The sequence below is a fragment of the Afipia massiliensis genome, from assembly GCF_001006325.2.
Taxonomy (GTDB): Bacteria; Pseudomonadota; Alphaproteobacteria; order Rhizobiales; family Xanthobacteraceae; genus Afipia; species Afipia massiliensis_A.
This window is the reverse complement of record NZ_LBIA02000001.1, coordinates 3,919,079-3,943,356: the sequence shown is the minus strand read 5'-3', so window position 1 is coordinate 3,943,356 and position 24,278 is coordinate 3,919,079. Positions and strand designations below refer to the sequence as shown.

Genomic DNA, 24,278 nt, shown 5'->3' with positions numbered 1-24,278 from the left:
TCGCTTCGTACGCCACTGGCCCTTCTGGTCATATCCCTGAGCGCTATTGCCGCAGTTTGGTGGTGGTTGGCCACGCCGATCATGCTGGCGCGCGCGCCAATCGACCCCGCAGCGAAGCTGGAATGCGTGTCTTACGCGCCGTTCCGGGGAGGACAAAACCCGCTCGAACCGGGACTGGTCATCGCGCCGGAGCAGATTGCGGAAGACCTTGCACAGCTCGCGAAAGTGACTGGCTGCGTCCGCACCTATTCGGTCGGCAACGGTCTCGAACGGATTCCGGAGCTTGCTGAAAAAGCCGGCCTCAAGGTGATGCTCGGTGTCTGGATCGGAACCAACCGCGTCGACAACCGGACGCAGATGGAAACCGGCATCGCGCTCGCCAAGAAGTACCCCGGTGTGGTCAGTGCGGTCATCGTCGGTAACGAGGTGCTGTTGCGGGGTGAGATGACCGCGGCCGACCTGGTGGCAAATATCCGCTACGTGAAATCGAAAGCCGGCGTTCCGGTAACATATGCCGATGTCTGGGAATTCTGGCTGAAGAACCGTGACGTCTATGACGCGGTCGACTTCGTCACGATTCACATCCTGCCGTATTGGGAGGATCACCCGATCCGCGCGCGGCATGCTGCAAGTCATGTTGATTCGATTCGCAAACGAATGGCGGTCGCATTTCCCAACAAGGAAATCCTGATCGGCGAAACAGGCTGGCCGAGTGCAGGCCGCATGCGCGAAGGCGCGTTGCCGTCGCGGGCCAACCAGGCGCGGGTGGTGTCCGAGATCCTCCAACTGGCCCGTCAGGAGAAGTTCCGGGTCAATCTGATCGAAGCATACGATCAGCCCTGGAAACGCATGTGGGAAGGGACTGTCGGCGGCCATTGGGGCCTGTTCGATGCCGGCGGCACGCGCGACCTGAAATATCCGGCGGGTGAGCCGATCACCAACTTCCCGCGCGCGAAGGTCTATGCCGCAGCCGGCATGATCTTCTCGGTGCTGGTCTTTGGCGTTGCGCTCCTGACGCTGCGCCGCAGGCCGTGGTCGCCGCATCTGAGTTCATGGATGACGGTTGGAATCTCCGCCACCGCTGGCGGCGCGCTTCTCGGCGTGGCGTTCGATAAGTTGATTGTCGAAAGCCTCGGGGTGGGCGGCTGGACCGTCGGCATCCTGCTGTTCGGCGCCGCCGTGCTGTCGCCATTGGTTGTGGCCAACACCGTGATGTATGGCCGCAGCCTTCCGACCTTTCTTGAGTTGCTCGGCCCGCGCGATTATCGCACCACCTCACGCATGCAGACCATTCTCGGACTCGTGCTGCTCGTCACGACAGTGATCGCGACGCAGACCGCGCTCGGCTTCGTGTTCGATCCGCGCTACCGCGATTTCCAGTTCGCCGCGTTGACCATGGCCGTCGTGCCGTTCCTGCTCCTGACGGCGCTGAACCGGCCCGCGTCGGGCAAGCGCCCGATCGCGGAGTCGATCTTCGCCGGCGCGCTTGTGCTCTCGGCGATCTATATCGGCTTCAATGAGGGACCGGCCAACTGGCAGTCGCTCTGGACGTGTGGATTGTATCTGCTGCTGGCGCTTACGCTGTCGCGGGCGCGGGGCGCGCGAACCCCAGAATAAGCAGCCCGATCGCTACGCCCGACAGGCCGATATTGTAGAGCACGACTCCAAAACACGCGGCGATCAGCCCGATGGTCAGGGTGACGATCGATGGCCGGATCACGTGCAGCAGCGCGACAACCAGGGCTGTTATTCCAAACACGTAGTTTTTGAACAGGTAGGTCATCGTCAGCCGTGTCTTGCACAGCATGGTTTGCAAGCCGGCGTCGCATTCGAGGCGGACCTGTGCGAACTCGATGGCCAGATAACGCAGATAGAGGGCGTATCCGATGGTGAGAAATCCCACGACCAGAATCCACTGCACCTGATAGGGGGTCAGTCTGAACGGCTCTTTTTTCATGCGCCGAATATGGTTCGGATCGAATGAGGATACAACCCGGGCAGCAACGTTTGGACGTTATCTGTTGCCGAAAAACGAACTGAACGACGACGTTTTCGGCTGTTCCTGGACCGGCTCGCTGCGCTGTTTGCTCCGCCGCTTTGCGCGATGAGCCGGGGCTTCCGGCTTCTTTGTCTCAGGCTGTTTTTCGCTGATCATGCTGAGGCGCTGGCCTTCATACACGGACGTCTCGCAAGGGCGATTGCTCTCGGTCAGGAATCCCGCGCACAGCTTGGCGGCTTCTGCCGCGTCCGACAGCGGCCCGGCAACCAGCCGCAACTGCATCCCCAGTCCGTCGTGACGTTCCTTCACCACGATAATGGGCTGCAATGATGCAAGCTGTTGCGAATAGACTTTGAGCGCGCCGCGCCAGACGGCGCGGAGGCCCTCGATCGACTTGGCGCCGCCGAGATCCACGCCGAATTCTGTCTTGCGAACGATACTCGCCGATGGCGCTTCACTAGTGACCGGTTCGGATGGCGGGATAGCAGCCGTGACCGTCGGCGCAGGATCGGCGGGTGGAGCTTCGGCTTTCTGCTCGGCTGGTTTGGCAGGACCAGGAGACGCTGCCGGAGCCGCGGTCGCGACCGGCGCGATCTTGGGAGGTGCTGCTGCCGGCTCGGCTTTCGCCTCGACGGGTTTGACCGGCCCAATCAGGTCGGCTTCGGCGGATACTGCCGGTGTGGCCAGTGCGGGCGCTGTTGCTGCAGGCGTCGCCTGCGGAATAGCCGGCAGCGTAGCTGCCGCTGGGCGCGCCAGCGCACCCGTTACCGAGTCCAGTCCCTGTTCAAGTATGGTTACGCGCGTGTACAGGCGATCGCGGTCACCGTTGAGTGTTTCTACCGCTGCGGTAAGTTCCCGTGCCTTGTTCTGGCTTTCCTTGGCGATCCACTGGACCTGTTGCGATTGCCGCGCGATTTCCGCGGATGCCAGTTGATCGCGATTTATTGCCGCCGGAGATCGCGTCGCCAGAATCGCAATGATCAGCGCTCCGACCGAGCCGACGCCCCATGACGCCAGCCGCCACATCGACCGCCCGTCGAATTCGTCCTCTTCCGCGAGAAAGCGATTGATCCAGCCGGCGCCATCGCCGTCCGTCAGATCATCGCGGAATTGGTGGCTGTCCTTGGTCATAGCGCAGGCGTGGCCCTCCCGTGCCGCGGCGAATCATTGTGTAAAGATTAACAGGAAGCCGGGGTCCGCGCGCGGAGGAGAGCGTCCAAAACGCTTTTGTCCCTCGGCACTCTCGGGTAAGACGGCGCTCGTGGTCCGGTTCTGACATTCGCATCCCGTCTCGGCAGCACTCTTTGCGAATGTCAGAACCAAAGGACCACGAGCAGTCGTAAATTTCTGGTGTCCTTTCGAATCCTTTCGTTCGCTATAGAAGGTGCCGCGAAATGAAGCGAACGAAAGGATTCAGGACACCAGCGCGCTTCTGCGTGTGGCACAGGGAAAACGTATGTCGGGCAGAACAACCCTCACGATCGTGCTTGCCGCCGGCGAGGGCACCCGCATGCGTTCGAGCCTGCCCAAGGTGCTGCATCCCGTTGCGGGCCGGCCATTGATTTCCCATGTGCTGGCGGCTGCGCCCGGCGGAAAGAGTGACGCGCTTGCTGTGGTGGTCGGCCCCGATCATCAGGCGGTGATCGACGAGATCAAGCGTTCGCGCCCCGAGGCCAAGACATTCGTTCAGCGTGAGCGGCTCGGAACAGCCCATGCGGTGCTGGCCGCGCGCGAAGCGATTGCAGCCGGCGCGGACGATATTCTCATCGCGTTCGGCGATACGCCGCTGATTGATGCCACCACGTTCGAACGAATGCGCGCTGCGCTGAAGGATGGTGCGGCGCTGGCGGTGCTTGGATTTCGTGCCGCCGATCCGACAGGTTACGGGCGGTTGCTGGAAGACAACGGACAGCTTGCCGCGATCCGCGAACATGCCGATGCCAGCGAAGCCGAGCGTGCCGTCACGCTTTGCAATGCTGGCGTCATGGCGTTCGCGGGGAAGACCGCGCTGAAAATCCTTGATGGTATTGGCAATGGCAACAGCAAGGGCGAGTACTATCTAACTGATGCGGTGGCGATCGTGCGCGAGCTTGGCTTGCGGGCGGTTGTGATCGAAACCAGTGAGGACGAAGTGCGCGGAATCAACACCAAGTCCCAGCTCGCTGAAGCCGAACAGGTGATGCAGCGCAAGCTGCGGCAAGCGGCGCTTGACGCGGGCGTCACGTTGATCGCGCCGGAAACGGTTTTCCTCGCTGCGGACACCACGTTCGGCAAGGACGTCACCATCGAGCCGTTCGTCGTCATTGGCCCGGGCGTTGCGATTGACGACGGCGCGGTGATCCATTCGTTCTCGAACATCGTCGGCGCGCGCATCGGCAAGAATGCGTCCATCGGTCCCTACGCGCGGCTGCGGCCGGGCACCGTGCTGGGCGAGGGTGTCCGCATCGGCAATTTCGTTGAGACCAAGGCTGCCGATCTGGAAGCCGGTGTGAAGGTCAATCACCTGACCTATATCGGCGATACGCATATCGGCGAGAACGCCAACATCGGCGCGGGCACCATCACCTGCAACTACGATGGCTTCGACAAGCATCGGACCGAGATCGGTGCGGGGGCTTTCGTGGGCTCGAATTCGTCGTTGGTAGCGCCGGTCAAGATCGGCGCGGGCGCCTTTATCGGATCGGGCTCGGTCATCACCCGTGACGTGCCGGACGATTCGCTGGCGGTTGAACGCAGCCAGCAGACCGTCCGTGAGGGTTGGGTAAAACGCTTCCGCGAGATGAAAATGCTCAATCGGAAGCCCAAAAGTCAAAAGTAAGGCATCCGCGCTTACGATCCTGATTTCGTTAATGATTTACCCTGTCTCAATCCGCAACAATTGTTGAGGCGGGATTGTGTTATTCCTCAGTAGAAAAGGCCGCATTGGGGCGGGCTGGAGACATCGAACCGCATGTGCGGAATTGTAGGAATTCTCGGACGGGGTCCGGTCGCCGAACAACTGGTCGACTCGCTCAAGCGTCTTGAATACCGCGGATACGACTCGGCAGGCGTTGCCACGCTCGAAGGCGTGCTGCTCGATCGCCGTCGCGCCAAGGGCAAGCTGAAAAATCTCGAAGCCGTGCTGAAGTCCTCGCCGCTCGGCGGGCACATCGGCATTGGTCACACGCGCTGGGCCACCCACGGCAAGCCGACGGAAAACAACGCGCATCCGCATGCGACCGACAATGTCGCCGTCGTCCACAACGGCATCATCGAAAATTTCCGCGACCTGCGCACGCAGCTCGAAGCGCAGGGCGCGACGTTTTCCAGCGAGACCGACACCGAGGTCGTCGCGCATCTCGTCAACTCGTATCTCGCCAAGGGCTTATCGCCCGCCGATGCGGTGAAGGCGACGCTGCCGCAACTGCACGGCGCGTTCGCGCTCGCCTTCATCTTCAAGGGCGAGGAAAATCTGATGATCGGCGCCCGCAAGGGCTCGCCGCTCGCGGTCGGCTATGGCGACGGCGAGATGTATCTCGGCTCCGACGCCATCGCGCTTGGACCTTTCACCGACACCATCAGCTATCTCGATGACGGGGACTGGGTTGTTCTCTCCCGCGCCGATGCGACGGTGTACGACGACAAGAACGCCGTGGTCGAACGCGAGATCGTCAAGCACAACACCGCGACGTCGCTGGTCGATAAGGCGAACTACCGCCACTTCATGGCGAAGGAAATCCACGAGCAGCCCGAAGTCGTTGGTCACACGCTGGCGCATTACGTCGACATGGCCACCGAGAAGGTAGCGATGCCGGTCAAGCTGCCGTTCGACTTCAAGGACATTCAGCGCCTGTCGATCACGGCCTGCGGTACCGCGAGCTATGCGGGCTTCGTCGCAAAATACTGGTTCGAGCGATTGGCGCGGCTGCCGGTTGAACTCGATGTCGCCTCCGAGTTTCGGTATCGCGAAGCACCGCTGCGCAAGGGTGACCTTGCGATCTTCATTTCGCAGTCCGGTGAAACCGCCGATACGCTGGCGGCGCTGCGCTACGCCAAGTCGCAGGGGCTGCACACCATCTCCGTGGTCAACGTGCCGACCTCGACCATCGCGCGTGAAAGCGAGACCGCGCTGCCGACGCTGGCCGGGCCTGAAATCGGCGTCGCCTCGACCAAGGCCTTCACATGCCAGCTTGCAGCATTGGCAGCGATCGCCATCGCAGCGGGCAGGGCGCGCGGCGAACTCTCCGAGACCGACGAGACGAAACTCGTGCATGGCCTCATCGAAGTGCCGCGCCTGATGACCGAAGCGTTGGCGCTCGAACCGCAGATCGAGAAGCTCGCGCGCGACATCGCCAAGAGCCAGGATGTGCTTTATCTCGGCCGCGGCACCAACTATCCGCTGGCGCTGGAAGGCGCGCTGAAGCTCAAGGAAATCTCCTACATCCACGCCGAAGGCTACGCGGCCGGCGAACTCAAGCATGGCCCGATCGCACTGATCGACGAGAAGATGCCTGTGGTCGTGATCGCGCCTTACGATCGTGTGTTCGAAAAGACGGTGTCGAACATGCAGGAGGTCGCGGCGCGCGGCGGCAGGATCATTCTGATGACCGACGCGCAGGGCGCCAGGGAAGCCACCGTCGACTCGCTGGTGACGATCATCCTGCCCGATATGCCGGCGACAGTGACGCCGCTGGTCTATGCGATCCCGGTGCAGTTGCTCGCCTATCACACGGCGGTGGTGATGGGTACCGACGTCGACCAGCCCCGGAACCTCGCCAAATCTGTGACCGTTGAATAAGCCGCAGGCAGACAAACGGTCGCAGCGCGGGCGGTCCGCGCCCTGAAAAGTCTGATACAGTGGTGTCGTAATAATTTGCGATGTTGTTCTGACATTTTGCATGAGGATGGTTCGGTTCTGCGATGAATGAGACCACGCCCAATATGATCCCGGGAGGTGTCCCGCCCGTGCCGCCGCCGGAGGCACCACGCGGTGCGATGGCGCGGCTGCGCCGCTATTTCCTCACCGGCCTGATTATTGCCGGCCCCATAGCGATTACGATCTATCTCATCTGGTGGTTCGTGACCTGGGTCGACGGGATCGTGCGGCCGTTCGTGCCGGTCGTCTACCGTCCGGAAACCTATCTGCCGTTTGGCTTGCCGGGCTATGGCCTGATCGTCGCTTTCCTTGCGCTGACCTTTCTCGGATTCCTCGCCGCCAATCTGATCGGGCGAACGCTGGTCGAATTCGGCGAGAGCCTGCTCGGCCGCATGCCGGTGGTGCGCGCGATCTATCGCGGCCTCAAGCAGGTGTTCGAGACGCTGTTCTCCGGCAACGGCTCGAGCTTTCGCAAGGTCGGTCTCGTCGAGTTTCCGTCACCGGGAATGTGGTCGATCGTGCTGATCTCCCAGCCGCCGAGTGTTGAGATTGGTACGAAGCTTCCGCAGAACGAAGAGTTCATCTCGGTGTTTCTGCCATGCGCGCCGAACCCGACCACCGGCTTCTTCTTCTATGTGCCGAAATCAAAACTGATCGAGGTCGACATGAGCACTGACGCCGCCGCGACATTGATCATGTCGGCGGGCGTGGTGCAGCCGGGCAGCGACGCACAGAAGAAGGTCAACGCGCTGGCCGAGATGGCTAACGCTGCGCGCGTCGCGACGGCGTCGCAGACACCGGACGCGGCGAAGGTGGACTAGGGCGCAATCGAACGGGGTAAGCCGCTGTCGCTCACTCCGTCATTGCGAGGAGCGCTTGCGACGAGGCAATCCAGTTCTTGCTTGTGCTGGCTATTCTGCATTGCATCGCATCGCTCGCAATGACGGCGATAGCACCGCAACTCACATCAGCGACTCGTAGAGATCGATCCAGTTCGGATTGGTACTTTCTATCAGGAGAAGCTTCTTCGCTCGGCTTCCAGCCTTGATTTGTTTCTCGCGGGCTATTGCTTCAAGCATTGTCTCATGAATTTCATACCAGACCAGAATCTTGCAGCCATATTTGGTCGAGAAACCTTTCACCGCACCTTCGCGATGTTCAAAGGCGCGTCGGGGCAAGTCGGCAGTCACACCCGTGTAGAGTGTCCCATTACGTTCACTGGCGACGATGTAAGCGCAGGGCTGTTTCACGTATCTGAGACTGTCATTGCTGCACGAACTGTCAACCGCGTCATTCCGAGCGAAGCGAGCAATCCAGTCTTAAGAACAGTAAAACTGGATTGCTTCGTCGCAATGCTCCTCGCAATGACGGTTGTTGAGCGATCCGTGCATAAGCTCAAATTCACCCTGCACCGATCAGCGGCAGCGCCTCGTCGCGCTCATACAGATAGAGCAGGCAGCGCAGCGCTTCGCCGCGCTCGCCCTTGAGCTTCGGATCGCTCTGCATGATACGCAGCGCTTCGTCGCGCGCCTGCGCGATAAGCTGCGCATGGACCTCGGGCCGCGCGATGCGGTAGCCGGGCAGGCCACTTTGCCGGGTGCCGAGCACTTCGCCTTCGCCGCGCAGGCGGAGGTCTTCCTCCGCGATCCGGAAGCCGTCGGTGGTTTCGCGGATCACTTTCAGACGTGCGGCCGACATTTCAGTGAGCGGCTCATGATAGAGCAGCAGGCATGTCGAGGCCTCGGAACCCCGACCGATGCGCCCGCGTAACTGATGCAACTGTGCCAGGCCAAAACGTTCGGCGTTCTCGATCACCATGATGGAGGCGGCGGGGACATCGACGCCGACCTCGACAACAGTGGTCGCCACCAGCACCTGAATCTCGCCGGCGGCGAACTGCGCCATGACGCGATCCTTTTCCGTGCCTTTCATCTGGCCGTGAACGAGGCCAACGCGCTCGCCGAAACGTTTCTGCAAAATCTCGAAGCGTTTCGTTGCGTTGGTCAGGTGTTCGATGCCTTCCGCTTCGGATTCTTCCACCAGCGGACAGATCCAGTAGACCAGCTTTCCGTCCTTGATGGCGCGTCCGACGGCGTCGATGATCTCGCCGGTGCGGCTGTCAGCCACCGCGCGGGTGTCGATCGGCTGACGGCCCGCAGGTTTTTCACGCAACTCCGAGATGTCCATGTCGCCGAAATACGTCAGCACCAGCGTGCGCGGAATCGGCGTGGCGCTCAGCACCAGCACATCGACGGCGTCGCCTTTCTCGGTCAGCGCGAGGCGCTCGCGCACGCCGAAACGATGTTGTTCATCGACCACGGCGAGCGCCAGCGATTTGAAGACCACATCGTCCTGGATCAGCGCATGGGTGCCGACCAGAAGGTCGATCTCGCCATCCGCAAGCCGTGTGATGATCTCGCGGCGCTCTTTTCCTTTCTCGCGCCCGGTGAGAATGGCGACGCGTAGTCCGGCGCGCTCGGCCAGCGGCGCGATGGTCTTGATGTGCTGGCGCGCGAGAATTTCCGTCGGCGCCATCAGCGCCGCCTGCTTGCCGGTTTCCGCCACGGCGGCTGCAGCGAGCAGCGCCACCACGGTCTTGCCCGAACCGACGTCGCCTTGCAGCAGCCGCAACATACGGATCGGCTGATTGAGATCGCTGGCGATGGCTTTCGCCGCCTCCTGCTGCGAATTAGTGAGCGCATAGGGCAGCGCGTCGATGATCTTGTGACGCAGGTGCCCGTCGCCGGCATTGCGCACACCGGCGGGACGGCGAAGCTGCGCGCGCACCAGCGCCAGCGCCAGTTGCCCGGCCAGCAGTTCGTCGAACGCAAGCCGCGACCAGAACGGATTCTGCGGCAGGATGTCGGTCAGTTCGACCGGCTCGTGAACCCGATGAAGGGCCTCTGCGATGGGTGGAAACTTGCAGCGCCGCAGCACTTCGGGGCTGATCCACTCGGGCAACGGCGGCAGCTTCTGCAGCGCCTGCGCCATCGCGCGGCGGATCGAGCCGATGGCGAGGCCTTCGGTCAGCGGATAGACCGTGTCGATCTGCGGCAGCTTGGCGAGGCCTTCCTCGTCCACCACGCGGTCGGGATGCACGATCTGCAACGTGCCGTCGAACATCTGCGCGGTGCCGGAAACGAAACGCTTCTCGCCCTTTGGCAGCAGCTTCTCGATGTATTCGGGTTTGGCGCGGAAATAGGTCAGCAGCACGTCGCCGGTTTCGTCGCTGGCGTAAACGAGGTGGGGTGCGCGTGAGCGGCCGGGAGATGCAGGCCGGTGACGGTCGATGGTCACTTCCAGCGTCACCACGGTTCCGGGAATGGCTTCACGGATGGTCGGCCGCGCGCGGCGATCGATCACATTGGTCGGCAGATGCAGCAGCAGATCCACCAGCCGCGGCGTCTCGCTGCGGTCGAGCAGATAGCGAAACAGCTTGTCCTGCTTCGGCCCGACGCCGGACAGGCTCGTGACGGGCGCGAACAGCGGATTGAGCAGGGAAGGGCGCATCGAGAAACCTAAAGCGGAATTTCGGGCCGAATCGCCGCCCAACGTCATTGCGAGCGTAGCGAAGCAATCCAGATTCCTTTGTATCATACATGAAGAACTGGATTGCTTCGTCGCTTGCGCTCCTCGCAATGACGGCCGCGGGGGCCGCCACCCCGCCATGACGCCCAAGCGCAGCACGCACGCGCAGGAAAATACTGACAGCGCCGCTTTCGATAGCTATATCAGCCTCCCCGGCACCGTCCGGGCTTTTTGCGTTGGAGAAGGTGACGGATGACAGGTACGACACGATCGAGCGATGGTCTTGACGACAGACGCAAGCGCCTGCTGTTCCGCTGCTGGCACCGCGGCACGCGCGAGATGGATCTGATCCTCGGGGGCTTTGCCGACGCGAATATCGCGGCGCTGTCCGACGCGGAGATGACCGACCTCGAAAGCCTGATGGAATTGCCGGACCCTGATCTTTATGCGGCGTTCAGTGGCGCCCAGCCGCTCGTGTCTCCATACCGGGACGGCGTCTTCATCCGCATCAAGCAGCATCTCGATGCGAGCCAGCGTTCATGAAGTCGCCTGTCCGATCTCCGGCCCAATCGCTTCGCCTCGGCCACGCGCTGACGCTGTCGAACGTCGCCGACGGCGCGGAGGCGCTGGTGGTGTCGGACATGGCGCGCGCGGTCGCGGCCAAGCCGAACCCGCCCGCCATCAGTCTCGCCGTCGTCTGCCGCGATGGGCCGCGCATGGCGCAGCTGGCGCGTGCGCTGGAATTCTTCGCACCGGACTTGCCGGTGATGCAGTTCCCAGCGTGGGACTGTCAGCCTTATGACCGCGTGTCGCCCCATGGCGGCATTCTGGCGCAGCGCCTGACCACATTGGCAAAGCTCTCGCGTCTTCAGGGCAGCGAGAAGCCGCTGATCGTTCTGACCACGGTCAACGCCATCGTTCAGCGCGTGCCTGCGCGCGATGTAGTGGCGGCGCAGGCGCTGTCGGTCGCGCCCGGACATCGCGTGGCGATGGACAACATCGCGGCGTGGCTCGAGCACAACGGCTACAACCGCACCTCGACCGTGCGCGAACCGGGCGAATACGCGGTGCGCGGTGGCATTCTCGATCTTTATCCGGCCGGGCTCGATCAGCCGGTGAGATTCGATTTCTTCGGCGACACGCTGGAATCGATCCGCACGTTTGACGCGGAATCCCAGCGCACGCTGCACGACATGCGCGGGCTCGATCTCGTGCCGGTATCGGAATTCCAGCTGGTGACGGAAACCATCAAGCGTTTCCGCATGGGCTATGTCGCGACGTTCGGCGCGCCGGACCGCGATGACATGCTGTACGAGGCGGTCAGCGAAGGCCGCCGCCATCCCGGCATGGAGCACTGGCTGCCGCTGTTTCAGGAGCGGATGGACACGCTGTTCGATTATCTCGGTGCTGCGCCCATTGTGATGGAGCCGCTGGCGGAGGATGCCGCGCGCGAACGCTTCACGCAGATCAACGACTACTATGAAGCGCGGCGCGAGGTGATGGACACGCCGGGCGGCGGCGCTATTTACAAGCCGCTGCCGCCGGACCGGCTGTACCTCACCGACACCGAATGGGCATCGCAGCTTTCCGACAGTTCGCTGGCGCGGCTGACACCGTTTGCCTTGCCCGAGGGCGAGGGTGTCATCGACATCGACGCGCGGCAAGGCCGCGACTTTGCACCAGAGCGCGGAGACACCAAGGTCAACGTGTTCGAAGGTGTGGTCGCGCATATCAACGGTCTGCAGGCCGCGCGCAAGAAAGTCGTCGTCGCGCTGTGGTCCGAAGGTTCGCGCGACCGCATGGCGAGCATGCTCAAGGACCACAAGCTGCTCAACACCACCAGCGTGAATTCGTGGCGCGCGGTGCAGGCGACGCCGCGCAACGAGACCATGCTGGCCGTGGTCGGCCTCGAATCCGGTTTCGAGACCGAGACCATCGCGCTGATCACCGAGCAGGACATTCTCGGCGACCGCCTCGTGCGTCCGCGCAAGGCCACCCGCAAGCTCGAGAACTTCATTTCCGAAGTCACCAGCCTCGCCACCGGCGATCTGGTGGTGCACGTCGAACACGGAATTGGGCGCTTCGTGGGCTTGCAGACGCTGCAGGTCGGCGGCGCGCCGCACGACTGTCTCGAACTGCACTATGCCAACGAAACGAAACTGTTTCTCCCGGTCGAAAACATCGAACTGCTGTCGCGCTACGGTTCCGACCAGAGCAATGTCGAACTGGACCGACTGGGCGGCGGCGGATGGCAGGCGCGCAAGGCCAAGCTCAAGAACCGTATCCGCGAGATCGCGGGCGACCTGATCAAGATCGCCGCCGAACGGCATGTGCACGTCGCGCCGAAGTTTCCGGTGCATCAGGGCACCTACGACGAATTCTGCGCGCGCTTTCCGTATGAGGAGACCGAAGACCAGCTCGGCGCGATCACTGCCGCGCTGCATGACCTCGACGCCGGGCGTCCGATGGACCGTCTGGTCTGCGGTGACGTCGGCTTCGGCAAGACGGAAGTGGCGTTGCGCGCGGCTTTTGCGGTTGCTTTGGACGGCAAGCAGGTCGCGGTCGTGGTGCCGACCACGCTGCTGGCGCGGCAGCACACCAAGACCTTCACCGAGCGGTTCAAGGGTTTCCCCGTGAACGTGGCGCAGGCCTCGCGCCTCGTCGCGCCCAAGCAGATGACGCAGGTCAAGAAGGATCTCACGGACGGCAAGATCGACATCATCGTCGGCACCCACGCGCTGCTGGGCAAGGCGATCAAGTTCAAGGACCTCGGTCTGTTGATCGTGGACGAGGAGCAGCACTTCGGCGTCTCGCACAAGGAGCGGCTGAAGCAGTTGCGCGCGGAAGTTCACGTGCTGACACTAAGCGCGACACCGATCCCGCGCACGCTGCAACTGGCGCTGACGGGTGTGCGCGAACTGTCGATCATCGCATCGCCGCCGGTCGATCGCCTCGCGGTGCGCACCTTCATCGCGCCGCACGATCCGCTGATGATCCGCGAAGCGCTGCTGCGCGAGCGCTATCGCGGCGGTCAGGCGTTCTATGTGTGTCCGCGTATCGAGTATCTCGCCGAGGCCAAGGATTTCCTCGACAAGCACGTGCCCGAGATGAAGGTCGCGGTCGCGCACGGCCAGATGCCGCCGACCGTGATCGAGGACATCATGTCCGCGTTCTACGACGGTAAGTATGACGTCCTGCTGTCGACCACGATTGTCGAGTCTGGACTGGATATTCCGTCCGCGAACACGCTGATCGTGCATCGCGCCGATATGTTCGGTCTCGCGCAGCTTTATCAATTGCGTGGCCGCGTCGGCCGCTCGAAGCTGCGCGCCTATGCGCTGTTCACGCTGCCGGCGCAGCAGAAGATCACGGCGCAGGCCGAGCGCCGCCTGAAGGTGCTGCAGTCGCTGGAAAACCTCGGCGCAGGATTCCAATTGGCGTCGCACGATCTGGATATTCGCGGCGCGGGCAATCTGCTCGGCGAGGAGCAGTCCGGCCACATCAAGGAAGTCGGCTTCGAGCTTTATCAATCCATGCTGGAGGAGGCGATCCTCTCGCTCAAGGCCGGCATCTCCGAGCCAGTCGCGGATCGCTGGTCGCCGCAGATCACGCTCGGCATGCCGGTGCTCATTCCGGAAGACTACGTACAGGATCTCTCGATCCGGCTGTCGCTGTATCGTCGCCTTGCGGACCTCGACACCGACGACGAGATCGAGAACTTCGGCGCGGAGTTGCGCGACCGTTTCGGCCCGCTGCCGGACGAGGTGCGCTATCTGTTCCAGATCGCGGCGATCAAGTCGTATTGCCGCCGCGCCAACATCGAGAAGGTCGATGCCGGGCCGAAGGGCGCGGTCATTACCTTCCGTGACAACTCGTTCGCGCAACCCGAGAAGCTGGTTTACTTTATCCGCCAGCACGGGCAGGCCGCGAAGGTGCGCCCCGACATGAAGGTGGTGTTTTTCCAGGAATGGAGAACTCCCGAAGAGCGCGTCGAGGGCACGACCACGATCCTGCGCGATCTCGCCAATCTGGCTGAGGGCAAGAAGGCGGCGTAATTCATTTTCCGCCGCTCATTCCCGCGAACGCGGGAATCCAGTTCTCATCGTCTCAACACTCAGCCTTGGGTCGTCCCCGCTTTCGCGGGGGCGAGCGGATATGGGGGCGCTGTCATTGCGAGGAGCGCAGCGACAAAGCAATCCAACCCTTGTTTGAAGCTCTGGATTGCCTCGCTTCGCTCGCAATGACGATCAGCAGCTAGGGCATTGAAGGCAGGAACGCTGCCCTTACGACGCGACCCGATGTCCATCGGCATGCAGCCGCCCGAGCACCATCGATGCCGTATCGCCGGGCATCAGCGTCGCGACCGTGACCTGCGGATCGAGCCGCTGGTCGCGCTTGGTGCTGAACATGGTGTGCTTCAATACGCTGGTGAGCCGCCGCGCGATGGCGTGTGCATTGCGCAGGTCGGCCTCGGCGAACACGATAATGATCGCGCCATATTCATCGAGCGTCGCGAAATCCATCCGCCGCATCAGGCGGCTGAGAATGCGCGCAGCATCAAGACGCATCCGCTCGGAGATCGAGCCCTGCGCGAAGGAAATGCGGGCGACGGACAATCCCGCGCCGCGGGTCTGACTTTCCGTGACGGCAGTCTCGAAGTCGCGGCTGAAGGCGTCCTCGTTCAGCAGTCCGGTGCGGGGATCGAGCAGTCCGCCCACATCGATGGATTTCAGGGCGCGGCCGATGCGGGACTCGAACGCCTGCTGCCTGATCAGCGGAACGGCATGCGCCGCAAGCATCGGCGGATCGGCGTCGGCGACTTCAAGGTTCGGCAGATCGTAGTCGGCGGTCAGCCCGGACAGGCTTCTCACCACGACGGGAAGATTGCGGAACCGGGAATCTTCCGAGAGCACCGTCAGGAAGGCATCCAGAACACGCGGCGTGAAGCCGTCGCCGACGATGATGCCGTCAAGTTCGCGCGCATTGAGGTGCTTGGCGGCGGCTTCGATACTCAGTGCGCCGACGACGCCCATCTGTTCGCCGAGTGCAACCGACAGGGCCGGGTACGCGCCTCCGCGTCCCAGCAGCAGGACGGTCGCGTCATCGATCGGATCGCTCGTCGCGATGCGTGTGGAGGTGCCGCGGTTGTTGGACAGGCGGCGGAGCAGGGTGGCGTGCAGCGCACGGACGCGCAGCGCGGCGTTGAGGCGGCTGACGAGGCGCTCCGGAGTTCGGCTTGCCTGGGTGAAAGGAAGAACATTTCGCGGCAAAACTGTGCCGGGGTCGAGGGCGATCAGCGGCACATAGGGATCGATGCGGGCGGTGCGTTCCGCGAGATCCGCCAGCATGTCCTCATGACCGTCGAGATCGGTGAGGAGCATTGCGGCAGGCCGCAGCCGCGCAACGGCATCCATGGCGTCGGACCAGTCGACACCCACCATCGGAAACGCCTTGACCTGCGTGATCGCGCCCGAAAGTGCGTGGCCTTCCCGATTTGAGACAATGACGATCGGGCCTTGCTGCGACATGGTGCTGCAAACTCTTGAGAAACGCGGTTTGCCGAACGTGTCGGCGCTGCGCGAAACCTTAACCCGCGGCTCTTAATGGCAGGTCAATGCAATCGATGAAATGACGGGGTCAGGTTCCGCTGAATCGAAACACGTTCTCTCCGTTCATTCCCGCGGAAGCGGGAATCCAGCGCTGGGTCCCCGCGTTCGCGGGGACGAGCGGGGATGGAATCTGATCCAATAGACACGGATCGGATTCGTATCTCCTCAGGTTCCGCTGGAACGGTCGCGAAACGCTTCGACCATTAGCGGATTAAGCCCCAGTTCGCCCAGCGCTTCACGGGCGCGGCTGTTGTCGCCGGCGCGTCCGGCAAGGCGGAAGCCGTTCAGTTGATCCGGCAACGCGGTCAGCATGGCGCCGGCTGTCAGTCGCTTCGCCCATGCATCGAGATCCTGCGACAGGAAACGATAGCCACCGACACCGACGATCCCGACAGGCGGCGCGGTGATGCCGATGGCGCCGGTGACGCGATCGACATGCGCGGCGTAACCGGTGTCGACGTAATCGAGCACGGGTGTTTCCGTCAGAGAGTCCTCGGACGAGATGCGATAGGCGGCGACCGGCACCATCGCGCCGCGCAGCGCGAGCGTGGCTTTCGGCGTCACGATGATCTCACCGATGGTCTTCGAGCTTGCCGCACCGCGCGGCGCGCCGAATGCGCCCGGCGTAATCGGTGCGGCGGAGCCGTCCTCAAGCCGCCGCGCGCCGAACAGTCCGATCTCGCCGAACAGATAGATATCGGTGAGCGTCGTGCCGGTATCCTGCCAGTCGTTGCTTCCGGTCACGCGGTCCGGCGTGCGCCACAGGCCGATGACGTGCCGGATCGCGACTTGCGGCCGCGCGAGCGTCCCGCTCTCGGCCAGCCGGATCGCCAGTGGACCGGGCACGATCAGCGTGTCGTGACGGTCATCGACGATCTGCTGTTCGAGAATCTGAAAATCTGCCGGGTGATGCAGCGCCAGCGATCCGCCGCTCAGAAGCCAGGTCACCACGGAGGACGCAAAACCCGCGAACGAGGCGGGTGCGATCGACGACAGCAGCCGCGCGCCCTGCGGGAGTCCGGCTTCAAGGAAAACCGCGAGGCCGCCCGAGATCAGCTGAAGATGGTTGCGCGGGATCGCGCGAAAGCCGTCCGGCGTGACGTCGAACGAAATGATCGCCGGTCGGCGCGCATCCGGCAAAGTGGGCGACAGCCAGCCGTTCATGCCGCTTGTGGTGATTTCCAGCGGCGTCATGCCTTCGGGCAGATCGTTACCGAACCCGAAAACCTGCCTGATGGAAAACGCTTCCGCCGCGGCATGGAGTGCCAGCTCGCCGTGATCGACGATCTCGATGCGGCTGACGCCGGCAATCGCTCGCGCGCCGACGCGGTTGAGCGCAATCGTCAATTCCGATTGCCGCCAGAGTTGCGGCAGCAGCGCCACCACCAGACCGGCGCGCAGCGCAGCCATCACCGTCACCACGAACTCGATGGTGTTCGGCATCTGCACGGCGATGATCGAGCCCGGCGGCAGCCCCGCTTCGACGAAGCGCGCGGCGATGCCCGAGATGGCCTGATCGGTCTGCGCGAAGGTCAGTTGCCGGGGTGCGCTGCCGGTGACGCGCTCCTTGTTCGGCGGATCGATCAGCGCGATTGCATCGGGCTGGCGCAACACGGTGCGGCGAAACAGATCGTCGAGCGTCAGCGCGGTGCCGGATGATGTCGCTGCTGAGGATGGCGCGGTCTGCAAGGTCTCGCTCACATGGTCACGGCTTCGCTGAAGTCGGCTTGGCGCCCGGCTTGTGCCACCACGTTTCCGGCAGATAGCCGGTGAGTGCGGTAGCCTTAGGCCGTTCTATCCGATTCCAGCGCGCGATCCATTGCTGCCGCGCATTATAAATCGGAATTGCGTAAAAGCCCGCGATCAGCGCCCGGTCGAGCGCACGCACGGCGGGAACAAAGTCGGTCCGCTCTTTTGCCTCGAGAAGTGCGGCGATCATCGCGTCGACGGCCGGGGACTTCGCGCCCATGTAGTTGCGCGTGCCCTGATTGTCGGCGGCGGCGCTGCCCCAGTAGAAGGCCTGTTCGTTGCCCGGCGACAGCGACTGATCCCAGCGATTCTGGATCATATCGAACTCGAAGGAGAGCCTGCGCTGGTCGAACTGCACGCCATCGACCGCGCGAACCGACGCGGTAATTCCCGCGCGCTTGAGGTCGCGGGAGTAGGCTAGCGCGATGCGTTCCTGATCGCGGGTGGTGACCAGAATCTCAAAAGTCAGCGGCGCCCGGGTGGCTTTGTGGCGCAGCGCCGAGCCGTCAAGCTGGTAACCGGCCTGTTCCAGCAGCGTGAGCGCGGCGCGCAGCGAGGCGCGGTCGCGGCCGGATGCATCGGTGACCGGCAGGCGATAGCTGCCGTCCATGATGTCGGGACGGATGCTCGCCGCGTAGGGCGCGAGCAGCGTTCTTTCGCGCGCATCCGCCGGGCGCGTGTAGGCCGACAGGTCCGAGCCCGCGAAGTAACCCGCCGAGCGCCCGTACAGGTCGAAGAAGTAATTGCGGTTGATCCATTCGAAATCGAACAGCAGCGTCAGCGCCTGGCGCACGCGGATGTCCGCGAACACGGGACGGCGCGTGTTGAACACCAGATACTCCGACGGCTGCGGCGTGCCGGGCGTGATCTCGTCGCGGATCACCTCGCCGCTGCGCACGGCGGCGAAGTCATAGCCCTCGTGCCAGCGCAGCGGTTCGTTCTCGGCGCGGAAGTCGTAGAGGCCGCGCTTGAAGGCTTCGAACGCGCCGTTGGCTTCGCGGTAGTAGTCCAGCCGCACCTCATCGAAGTTCCACTGACCCCGGTTCACCGGCAGGTCGCGGCCCCAGTAGTCGGGGTTGCGCGTCAGAGTCACGCTCTGGCCCGCGCGCACGCCGGTGACCCGGTAGGGCCCGGAGCCGATGGGGCCGGTGAGGGAGGTATCCTCGAAGGTCGCGACATCGACGGCGTGCTTCGGGAAGATCGGCATCAGGCCGAGAATGAGCGGCAGCTCGCGGTCATTGGCTCCGCCGAAATCGAAACGCACCGTGCGGTCGTCCAGCGCCTCGGCTTTTTCGACCTTGGCGTAGTACAGCCGGTGATTGGGCCGGCCCTTGTCGCGCATCAACTGCCATGAAAACAGCACGTCCTCCGCCAACACCGGCTTACCGTCGGAGAACTTCGCCAGCGGATTGAGCCGGAACGTCACGTAGGTCCGCGCGCTGTCGGTTTCGACGGTTTGCGCCAGCAGGCCGTAGAGCGTGAACGGCTCGTCATTGCCGCGCGCCAGCAGGCTCTCGACCACGTAGCCGCGGATGTGCTGGACCGCGAGGCCCCTGACGATGAACGGATTGAGGCTATCGAAGGTGCCCAGCAGCCCGAAAATGATCCGGCCGCCCTTCGGTGCGTCGGGATTGACGTAGGGCATATGGGCGAACCCCGCAGGGAGCGCCGGTGCGCCGTGCATGGCGATGCCATGAGAATGAACGGGAGATGGAACAGGCGACGGCTGAGCCGCGACCGGCAATGCTCCGAGGCCGGACAAGACCAGAGCCGCGCAACAAAGTTTCCACGCAACGGTTCTGCCGTTGCGGCGCAACGGGTGTGGTACGGCGTTTGATTCGGCGGACTTCACGCCAAAATTTACCACGTTGAGACCCGATATTGCGGGTTGCGACCCGCAAATATCACTGTTGGCATTGATCTTTTCGTCCGCCGTTGTATTGAAGGCGGGCTATTCGAGGAAGGCTGCGAGAACTGTCACGTATCCGCCTCAATTGGCTCCGAGACAGCCGCCGAACAAACAGGCATCCGCGACCCAGGCGGGAGCGGGCGTTAAGGTCCAGAAAGGGTTTTCCACAATGAATTTCCGTGTCTTGGCCGCGCAGGCCTCGCCGCGCGGCGGGATGTTCGCCGCTCTGACCGCTGGCGCTTTTTTGGCCGCAGCGACCATTTCCGGCGTGCATGCGCAGACCCCCGCACCAGCTCCTGGCGCTCCGGCTCCGAAGGCTGCGCCAAAGGCTCCTGCACCGAAGGCCGCGCCGAAGGCGCCGGCTGCTGCCCAGCAGGCTCCGGCTGCAGGTGCTCCGCAGCAGGCTCCCGCCGACCAGCAGGTTCAGTTGATCTATCAGCCCTGGACCAAGTTCTGCATGAAGGGCCAGGACGCCAACGCCAAGCAGGTCTGCTTCACCGGCAAGGACGGCCGCATTGAATCCGGCCAGCCCGTTGTCGCCGCCGTCATCATCGAGCCGGAAGGCGAACCGAAGAAGCTTCTTCGCGTCACCCTGCCGCTCGGCATGCAGCTTGTTCACGGCACCCGCATCATCGTCGACGCCAACGCGCCGCTGCAGAGCCCTTACGTGATCTGCTTCGCCAACGGCTGTATGTCGGATTACGAAGTGACCCCCGACATGCTCGGCCAGATGAAGAAGGGCCAGAACCTCGTCGTGCAGGCGATCAACGCCAACGGCGCGCCGCTGACGCTGGCGCTTCCGCTCGCTGAATTCGCCAAGGCCTATGACGGCCCGCCGACCGATCCGAAGGTCTTCGAAGAGTCGCAGAAGAAACTGCAGGAAGAGCTTCAGAAGCGCGCGGCGGAAGCCCGCCAGAAGCTGGAAAACGCGGCGCCGGCCGCCAATCCCGCCGCGAAGTAACGCGGTCTCCGCAAAAACCCAAAGGGCGCGCAGCGATGCGCGCCCTTTTTGTTTGCGTTGCCGCGAGCATAAATCAACGGGCGGTCTTATCTATGTAAGCATCAGCGTCGCCCGCACAGGAGACCACGGCATGCGCGACTACAGTTCGCTCTCGCTTCCTGAACTCGAAGACCGCATTGCGATCGTGCGGGACAACATCCGGCAACTGATCGAGCAGGCCGCAGCGGTGTCCGGCGGTCAGAACGAAGAACGCAACGCCGACCGCATCGCGCAACAGACCGAGGAGCTTGAAGCGCTGGTGAAGGAGCGGGACGGGCGCAAGCGCTAGATGAGAGCATCTTGGACACCCGGAAGGCGTGTGAAAGCTCCGGTCCGGAGTTCTCGTTTCAACGCAATCTATCACCGTCATGCCCGGCCTCGTGCCGGGCATCCACGTCTTGTTTTTTTGCGTAGCCCAAAGACGTGGATGGCCGGGACAAGCCCGGCCATGACGAAGATTTAGCGGCGTCGACCGTCAGTTCAGCGACGGATTGCGCGGGCGGTAGCTGCCGGACTTGTCCTTGACGAAAATTTCGGCGACCTGCGAGTGGCGGATCGGCTCACCCGAGTCATCGGGCAGCAGGTTCTGTTCCGAAACGTACGCGACGTATTCGGATTCGGAATTCTCGGCCAGCAGGTGATAGAACGGCTGGTCCTTGTGGGGCCGCATTTCCTCAGGAATCGACAACCACCATTCCTCGGTGTTGTTGAATTCCGGATCAATATCGTAGATCACGCCACGGAAGGAAAAAATCCGGTGGCGAACGATCTGGCCGATCTGAAATTTGGCGGTGCGCGCTTTTATCATCCTCCGTCGAATAGACCATGATTGTGGCCGATGCTAGGGGCTAGGGCATGAATCGGGCGGGTGAGGGGCTCCCCTGCGCCGCAGTCGGTTCTCTGCTGCCGCGCGGCATAATAAGCGTATCCCGATGATCGATATTCTGAATCTTGCTTTGCCGTATTTCGGGCTGATCTTTATCGGCTATGCCTGCGGCAAATATAAGCGGCTGCCGGAAGCCGGGCTGGAGTGGATGAATTTCTTCCTGCTCTACGTCTCGCTGCCCGCGCTCTTCTTTAGAACACTTGCAAAGACGCCGCTCGAGGAGCTGAACAATCCGCCGTTTGTGATCGCCACGACGCTCGCCACCGCGAGCGCGTTCTTTATCTCGATGTTCGGCGTGAAGTTCATCGCGAAGCTGTCGACCCGCGAATCCGCGATGGCGGGCCTCGGCGGCGGCTACGGCAATATCGGCTACATGGGGCCGGGACTCGCGCTGGCGACGCTGGGCGCAAAGGCAACCGCGCCGGTCGCGCTGATCTTCTGTTTCGACACCATCTTCCTGTTCACGATCGCGCCGCTGATGATGGTGCTGACCGACGGCGAGCGCCGTCCGCTACTGCCGACGATCCTGCTGGTTGCGAAACAGATCCTGCTGCACCCGCTGATCGTCGCGTCCTATTTCGGTGTACTGGTCGCAGCCTTCCATGTGCCGGTACCGGTCGCGGTGGACAACATGTTCCAGTTTCTGCAAAGCGCCGCAGCACCCGTTGCGCTGTTCGCGCTCGGCGTCACCGTGGCGCTGCGCCCGTTCGAGCGGGTGCCATGGGAAGTGCCGGGCGTCATCCTGGTCAAGCTGATCCTGCACCCGCTGATCGTGGTCGGTCTGCTGTTGCTGCTCGGGCCGTTTCCGCCGGTTTGGGCGGCGACCGCGCTGCTGCTGGCGTCATTACCGCCCGCGCTCAACGTGTTCGTGATCGCCCGTCAGTACGACACCTGGATCGAACCGGCATCGACGCTGGTGCTGGTCGGCACGTTCGTGTCCGTTGTGACGCTGACGAGCGTGATGTGGATGATCAAGACCGGCGTGATCGTGTTTCCCTGAAAAGGCAGCCCACGGTTGTGGTATGCTCCAGCGAACCGCAGGGAGCACTCCGATGACGATTAATCATCCCAATGCCAAAAGCATCTGGACGACGATTGAAATCGACAAGGACGGCGTGGAGACGGTGCTGGTTGTCGAAACCGATCTGGAACTGAATGCCGCCGCTCCGGCCTTTGATGTTGCCAAGGTCGATGCCTTGATCGAAGCCGCGATGAAGGGCTTCGCCACCAGCGGCGGAACGATTGATCGCGTTCATCTGGTTCCGGTTCGGTAGAGACGGTAACCGCGGTCCCGAGCGAAGCGAAGCAATCCAGTCTGGGAACAGCAGGGACTGGATTGCTTCGTCGCAAGTGCTCCTCGCAATGACAAAGCGAGAGTCCAGTTTATCTGAATTGAAACCCGCTCATTCCCGCGAAAGCGGGAATCCAGCCTTCAAAAATGTGGATCCCCGCGTTCGCGGGGATGAACGGGGATGGATTGTGCTTCAAAGGACATGGATCAGATTCTATCGCCCGCGCCACGACGGCGACAAGCCTTCGCGCATCGCGAGGCGGCGGATCGGGCCGATGGTGTTGAGCACGTGCATGCCGGCGGCGCGGAGCGATTGCGCGGGCAGGAAATCACTCAGCAGCGTACGGTTCGCCATGTCCACCGCGAAGGTGCGGCTGAACACATCGGCACGGCGTGCGCCCGCATAGCGTTGCAGCACGGCGTCGTCGCCGGGATCGGTGCCCATCAGCAGCGCGTCCCGCACCGTCTCCGCGAGATCGGCGGCATCGCGCAGGCCCATGTTGAGACCCTGCGCGCCGATCGGCGGCAGCACATGCGCGGCTTCACCGACCAGCGCGATGCGTTTGGCAGCCAGGTGGTCGGGATTTTCAATCGCCAGCGGGAACACATGACGTCCCGGCGCGATGGTCAGCTTGCCGAGGATCGAATGCGATTGACGCTCTGCGGCGAGGGCGAGCGCGTCGTCGTCGAGGCTCTTCAGGCGCGCGGCCTCGTCCGGTTTCACCACCCAAACGATGCTCGAACGCTCGCCGGGCAGGGGCACGAACACGCAGGGACCGGACTCGGTGTGAAACTCGGTCGAGCAGTTTCCGTGCGGTCGCGTGTGCGTCACGTTCAATGTCAATGCCGACTGGCCGAGGTCGCGGCGCTTGACGCCGATGCCTGCCGCCTCGCGGCACAGCGAATGCCGCCCGTCCGCGCCAACCACGAGGGCGGCCGAGAGCGGCTGGCCTTGCTTCGTGGTGATCGTCACCGACGACTCGCCCGTGACAATCGACTCCGCTTCATCGTCGACGCGCGCGAGGTTCTGCAGTTCGGCGGCGCGCGCTTCCATCGCGACCATCAGGAGGCGGTTCTCGATGTTGTAGCCGAACGCTTCCATGCCGATCTCGTCCGACGAAAACTTCACCTCCGGCGAACGGATCAGGCGGCGGGTATCGTCCACCAGCCGCATGGTGCGCAGCGCGGCTGCGTCGGCGCTGCAGCGCTGCCAGATATCGAGCGATTGGAGGAAGTCCACCGAGCCGCCGAGCAGGGCCGTGGTCCGGTTGTCGGCATAAGGCGAGCGGCGGGCGATCAGGACGGTGTCGACGCCCGCCTGGGCCAGCGCGATGGCGGCGGCGAGCCCGGCGGGCCCGCCGCCCACCACGGCGGCTTGATGATTTTGCGATGCGGATCGAGGCTCGGTCATGGTTATACCTATGGTCGGAATTTTCCGGTGTCACAATGGAT

Annotated in this window: 19 protein-coding genes; 10 read left to right on the top strand and 9 right to left on the bottom strand. The window is 63.0% G+C overall.

Annotation, left to right across the window (positions count from 1 at the left end; all coding sequences use genetic code 11):
* The first annotated feature begins 126 nt into the window (after positions 1-126).
* Positions 127-1,617, top strand: coding sequence for a beta-1,6-glucan synthase (locus tag YH63_RS18975; RefSeq protein ID WP_046829391.1), 1,491 nt, complete (start codon positions 127-129; stop codon positions 1,615-1,617).
* On the opposite strand, the gene YH63_RS18970 is transcribed toward YH63_RS18975, so the two are convergent.
* Positions 1,577-1,957: a hypothetical protein gene (locus YH63_RS18970; RefSeq protein ID WP_046826266.1), complete on the bottom strand. Its 381-nt coding sequence runs from the start codon at positions 1,955-1,957 to the stop codon at positions 1,577-1,579. The genes YH63_RS18975 and YH63_RS18970 overlap by 41 nt on opposite strands.
* Positions 1,958-2,014: 57 nt before the next feature.
* The gene (locus tag YH63_RS18965) at positions 2,015-3,130 is read right to left on the bottom strand and encodes a hypothetical protein (RefSeq protein WP_046826267.1); all 1,116 of its coding nucleotides are present in this window, start codon (positions 3,128-3,130) and stop codon (positions 2,015-2,017) included.
* Between the two features lie 325 nt (positions 3,131-3,455).
* On the opposite strand from YH63_RS18965, the gene glmU reads away from it, so the two are divergent.
* The 3 genes from glmU to YH63_RS18950 all read left to right on the top strand — a co-directional run bounded on the left by glmU (position 3,456) and on the right by YH63_RS18950 (position 7,675).
* Positions 3,456-4,817, top strand: a complete 1,362-nt coding sequence (gene glmU, locus YH63_RS18960) for a bifunctional UDP-N-acetylglucosamine diphosphorylase/glucosamine-1-phosphate N-acetyltransferase GlmU (protein ID WP_046829392.1) — start codon at positions 3,456-3,458, stop codon at positions 4,815-4,817.
* 132 nt (positions 4,818-4,949) lie between these two features.
* On the top strand, positions 4,950-6,776 hold the full coding sequence (glmS, locus tag YH63_RS18955; protein ID WP_046826268.1) for a glutamine--fructose-6-phosphate transaminase (isomerizing): 1,827 nt from the start codon (positions 4,950-4,952) through the stop codon (positions 6,774-6,776).
* 122 nt (positions 6,777-6,898) lie between these two features.
* A complete protein-coding gene (locus YH63_RS18950) occupies positions 6,899-7,675 on the top strand; it encodes a DUF502 domain-containing protein (RefSeq protein ID WP_046826269.1) in 777 nt (258 codons plus the stop codon).
* A 141-nt stretch (positions 7,676-7,816) separates the two neighbouring features.
* Here YH63_RS18950 and YH63_RS18945 read toward each other — a convergent pair whose 3' ends face one another.
* Positions 7,817-8,104: a GIY-YIG nuclease family protein gene (locus YH63_RS18945; RefSeq protein WP_046826270.1), complete on the bottom strand. Its 288-nt coding sequence runs from the start codon at positions 8,102-8,104 to the stop codon at positions 7,817-7,819.
* 151 nt (positions 8,105-8,255) lie between these two features.
* Positions 8,256-10,364 carry an ATP-dependent DNA helicase RecG gene (gene recG, locus YH63_RS18940; RefSeq protein ID WP_046826271.1) on the bottom strand — a complete coding sequence of 703 codons (2,109 nt, stop codon included), beginning with the start codon at positions 10,362-10,364 and terminating at the stop codon, positions 8,256-8,258.
* Between the two features lie 270 nt (positions 10,365-10,634).
* Here recG and YH63_RS18935 point away from each other — a divergent pair, with 270 nt between their 5' ends.
* Together YH63_RS18935 and mfd are read left to right on the top strand one after the other, a co-directional pair.
* Positions 10,635-10,925 carry a succinate dehydrogenase assembly factor 2 gene (locus tag YH63_RS18935; protein WP_046826272.1) on the top strand — a complete coding sequence of 97 codons (291 nt, stop codon included), beginning with the start codon at positions 10,635-10,637 and terminating at the stop codon, positions 10,923-10,925.
* On the top strand, positions 10,922-14,437 hold the full coding sequence (mfd, locus tag YH63_RS18930; protein ID WP_046826273.1) for a transcription-repair coupling factor: 3,516 nt from the start codon (positions 10,922-10,924) through the stop codon (positions 14,435-14,437). Before YH63_RS18935 ends, mfd begins: the two co-directional genes overlap by 4 nt.
* A 228-nt stretch (positions 14,438-14,665) precedes the next feature.
* Here mfd and YH63_RS18925 read toward each other — a convergent pair whose 3' ends face one another.
* The 3 genes from YH63_RS18925 to YH63_RS18915 all read right to left on the bottom strand — a co-directional run bounded on the left by YH63_RS18925 (position 14,666) and on the right by YH63_RS18915 (position 19,424).
* Positions 14,666-15,910, bottom strand: coding sequence for a hypothetical protein (locus YH63_RS18925; RefSeq protein WP_046826274.1), 1,245 nt, complete (start codon positions 15,908-15,910; stop codon positions 14,666-14,668).
* A 246-nt stretch (positions 15,911-16,156) separates the two neighbouring features.
* The gene (locus tag YH63_RS18920) at positions 16,157-17,680 is read right to left on the bottom strand and encodes a class I adenylate-forming enzyme family protein (protein ID WP_046829393.1); all 1,524 of its coding nucleotides are present in this window, start codon (positions 17,678-17,680) and stop codon (positions 16,157-16,159) included.
* A 16-nt stretch (positions 17,681-17,696) separates the two neighbouring features.
* Positions 17,697-19,424, bottom strand: a complete 1,728-nt coding sequence (locus YH63_RS18915; RefSeq protein WP_046826275.1) for an extracellular solute-binding protein — start codon at positions 19,422-19,424, stop codon at positions 17,697-17,699.
* Positions 19,425-19,818: 394 nt separating this feature from the next.
* Between YH63_RS18915 and YH63_RS18910 the strand changes: the two genes are divergently transcribed.
* Both YH63_RS18910 and YH63_RS18905 read left to right on the top strand, forming a co-directional pair.
* On the top strand, positions 19,819-20,610 hold the full coding sequence (locus YH63_RS18910; RefSeq protein WP_046826276.1) for an invasion associated locus B family protein: 792 nt from the start codon (positions 19,819-19,821) through the stop codon (positions 20,608-20,610).
* Between the two features lie 130 nt (positions 20,611-20,740).
* A complete protein-coding gene (locus tag YH63_RS18905; RefSeq protein ID WP_046826277.1) occupies positions 20,741-20,938 on the top strand; it encodes a hypothetical protein in 198 nt (65 codons plus the stop codon).
* Positions 20,939-21,124: 186 nt separating this feature from the next.
* Here YH63_RS18905 and hspQ read toward each other — a convergent pair whose 3' ends face one another.
* The gene (gene hspQ, locus YH63_RS18900; protein ID WP_019197079.1) at positions 21,125-21,457 is read right to left on the bottom strand and encodes a heat shock protein HspQ; all 333 of its coding nucleotides are present in this window, start codon (positions 21,455-21,457) and stop codon (positions 21,125-21,127) included.
* A gap of 124 nt (positions 21,458-21,581) precedes the next feature.
* On the opposite strand from hspQ, the gene YH63_RS18895 reads away from it, so the two are divergent.
* The gene (locus YH63_RS18895) at positions 21,582-22,535 is read left to right on the top strand and encodes an AEC family transporter (RefSeq protein WP_046826278.1); all 954 of its coding nucleotides are present in this window, start codon (positions 21,582-21,584) and stop codon (positions 22,533-22,535) included.
* Positions 22,536-22,587: 52 nt separating this feature from the next.
* On the top strand, positions 22,588-22,809 hold the full coding sequence (locus YH63_RS18890; protein WP_046826279.1) for a hypothetical protein: 222 nt from the start codon (positions 22,588-22,590) through the stop codon (positions 22,807-22,809).
* 231 nt (positions 22,810-23,040) lie between these two features.
* Here YH63_RS18890 and YH63_RS18885 read toward each other — a convergent pair whose 3' ends face one another.
* On the bottom strand, positions 23,041-24,237 hold the full coding sequence (locus tag YH63_RS18885) for a UbiH/UbiF family hydroxylase (RefSeq protein WP_046826280.1): 1,197 nt from the start codon (positions 24,235-24,237) through the stop codon (positions 23,041-23,043).
* Positions 24,238-24,278: the final 41 nt, after the last annotated feature.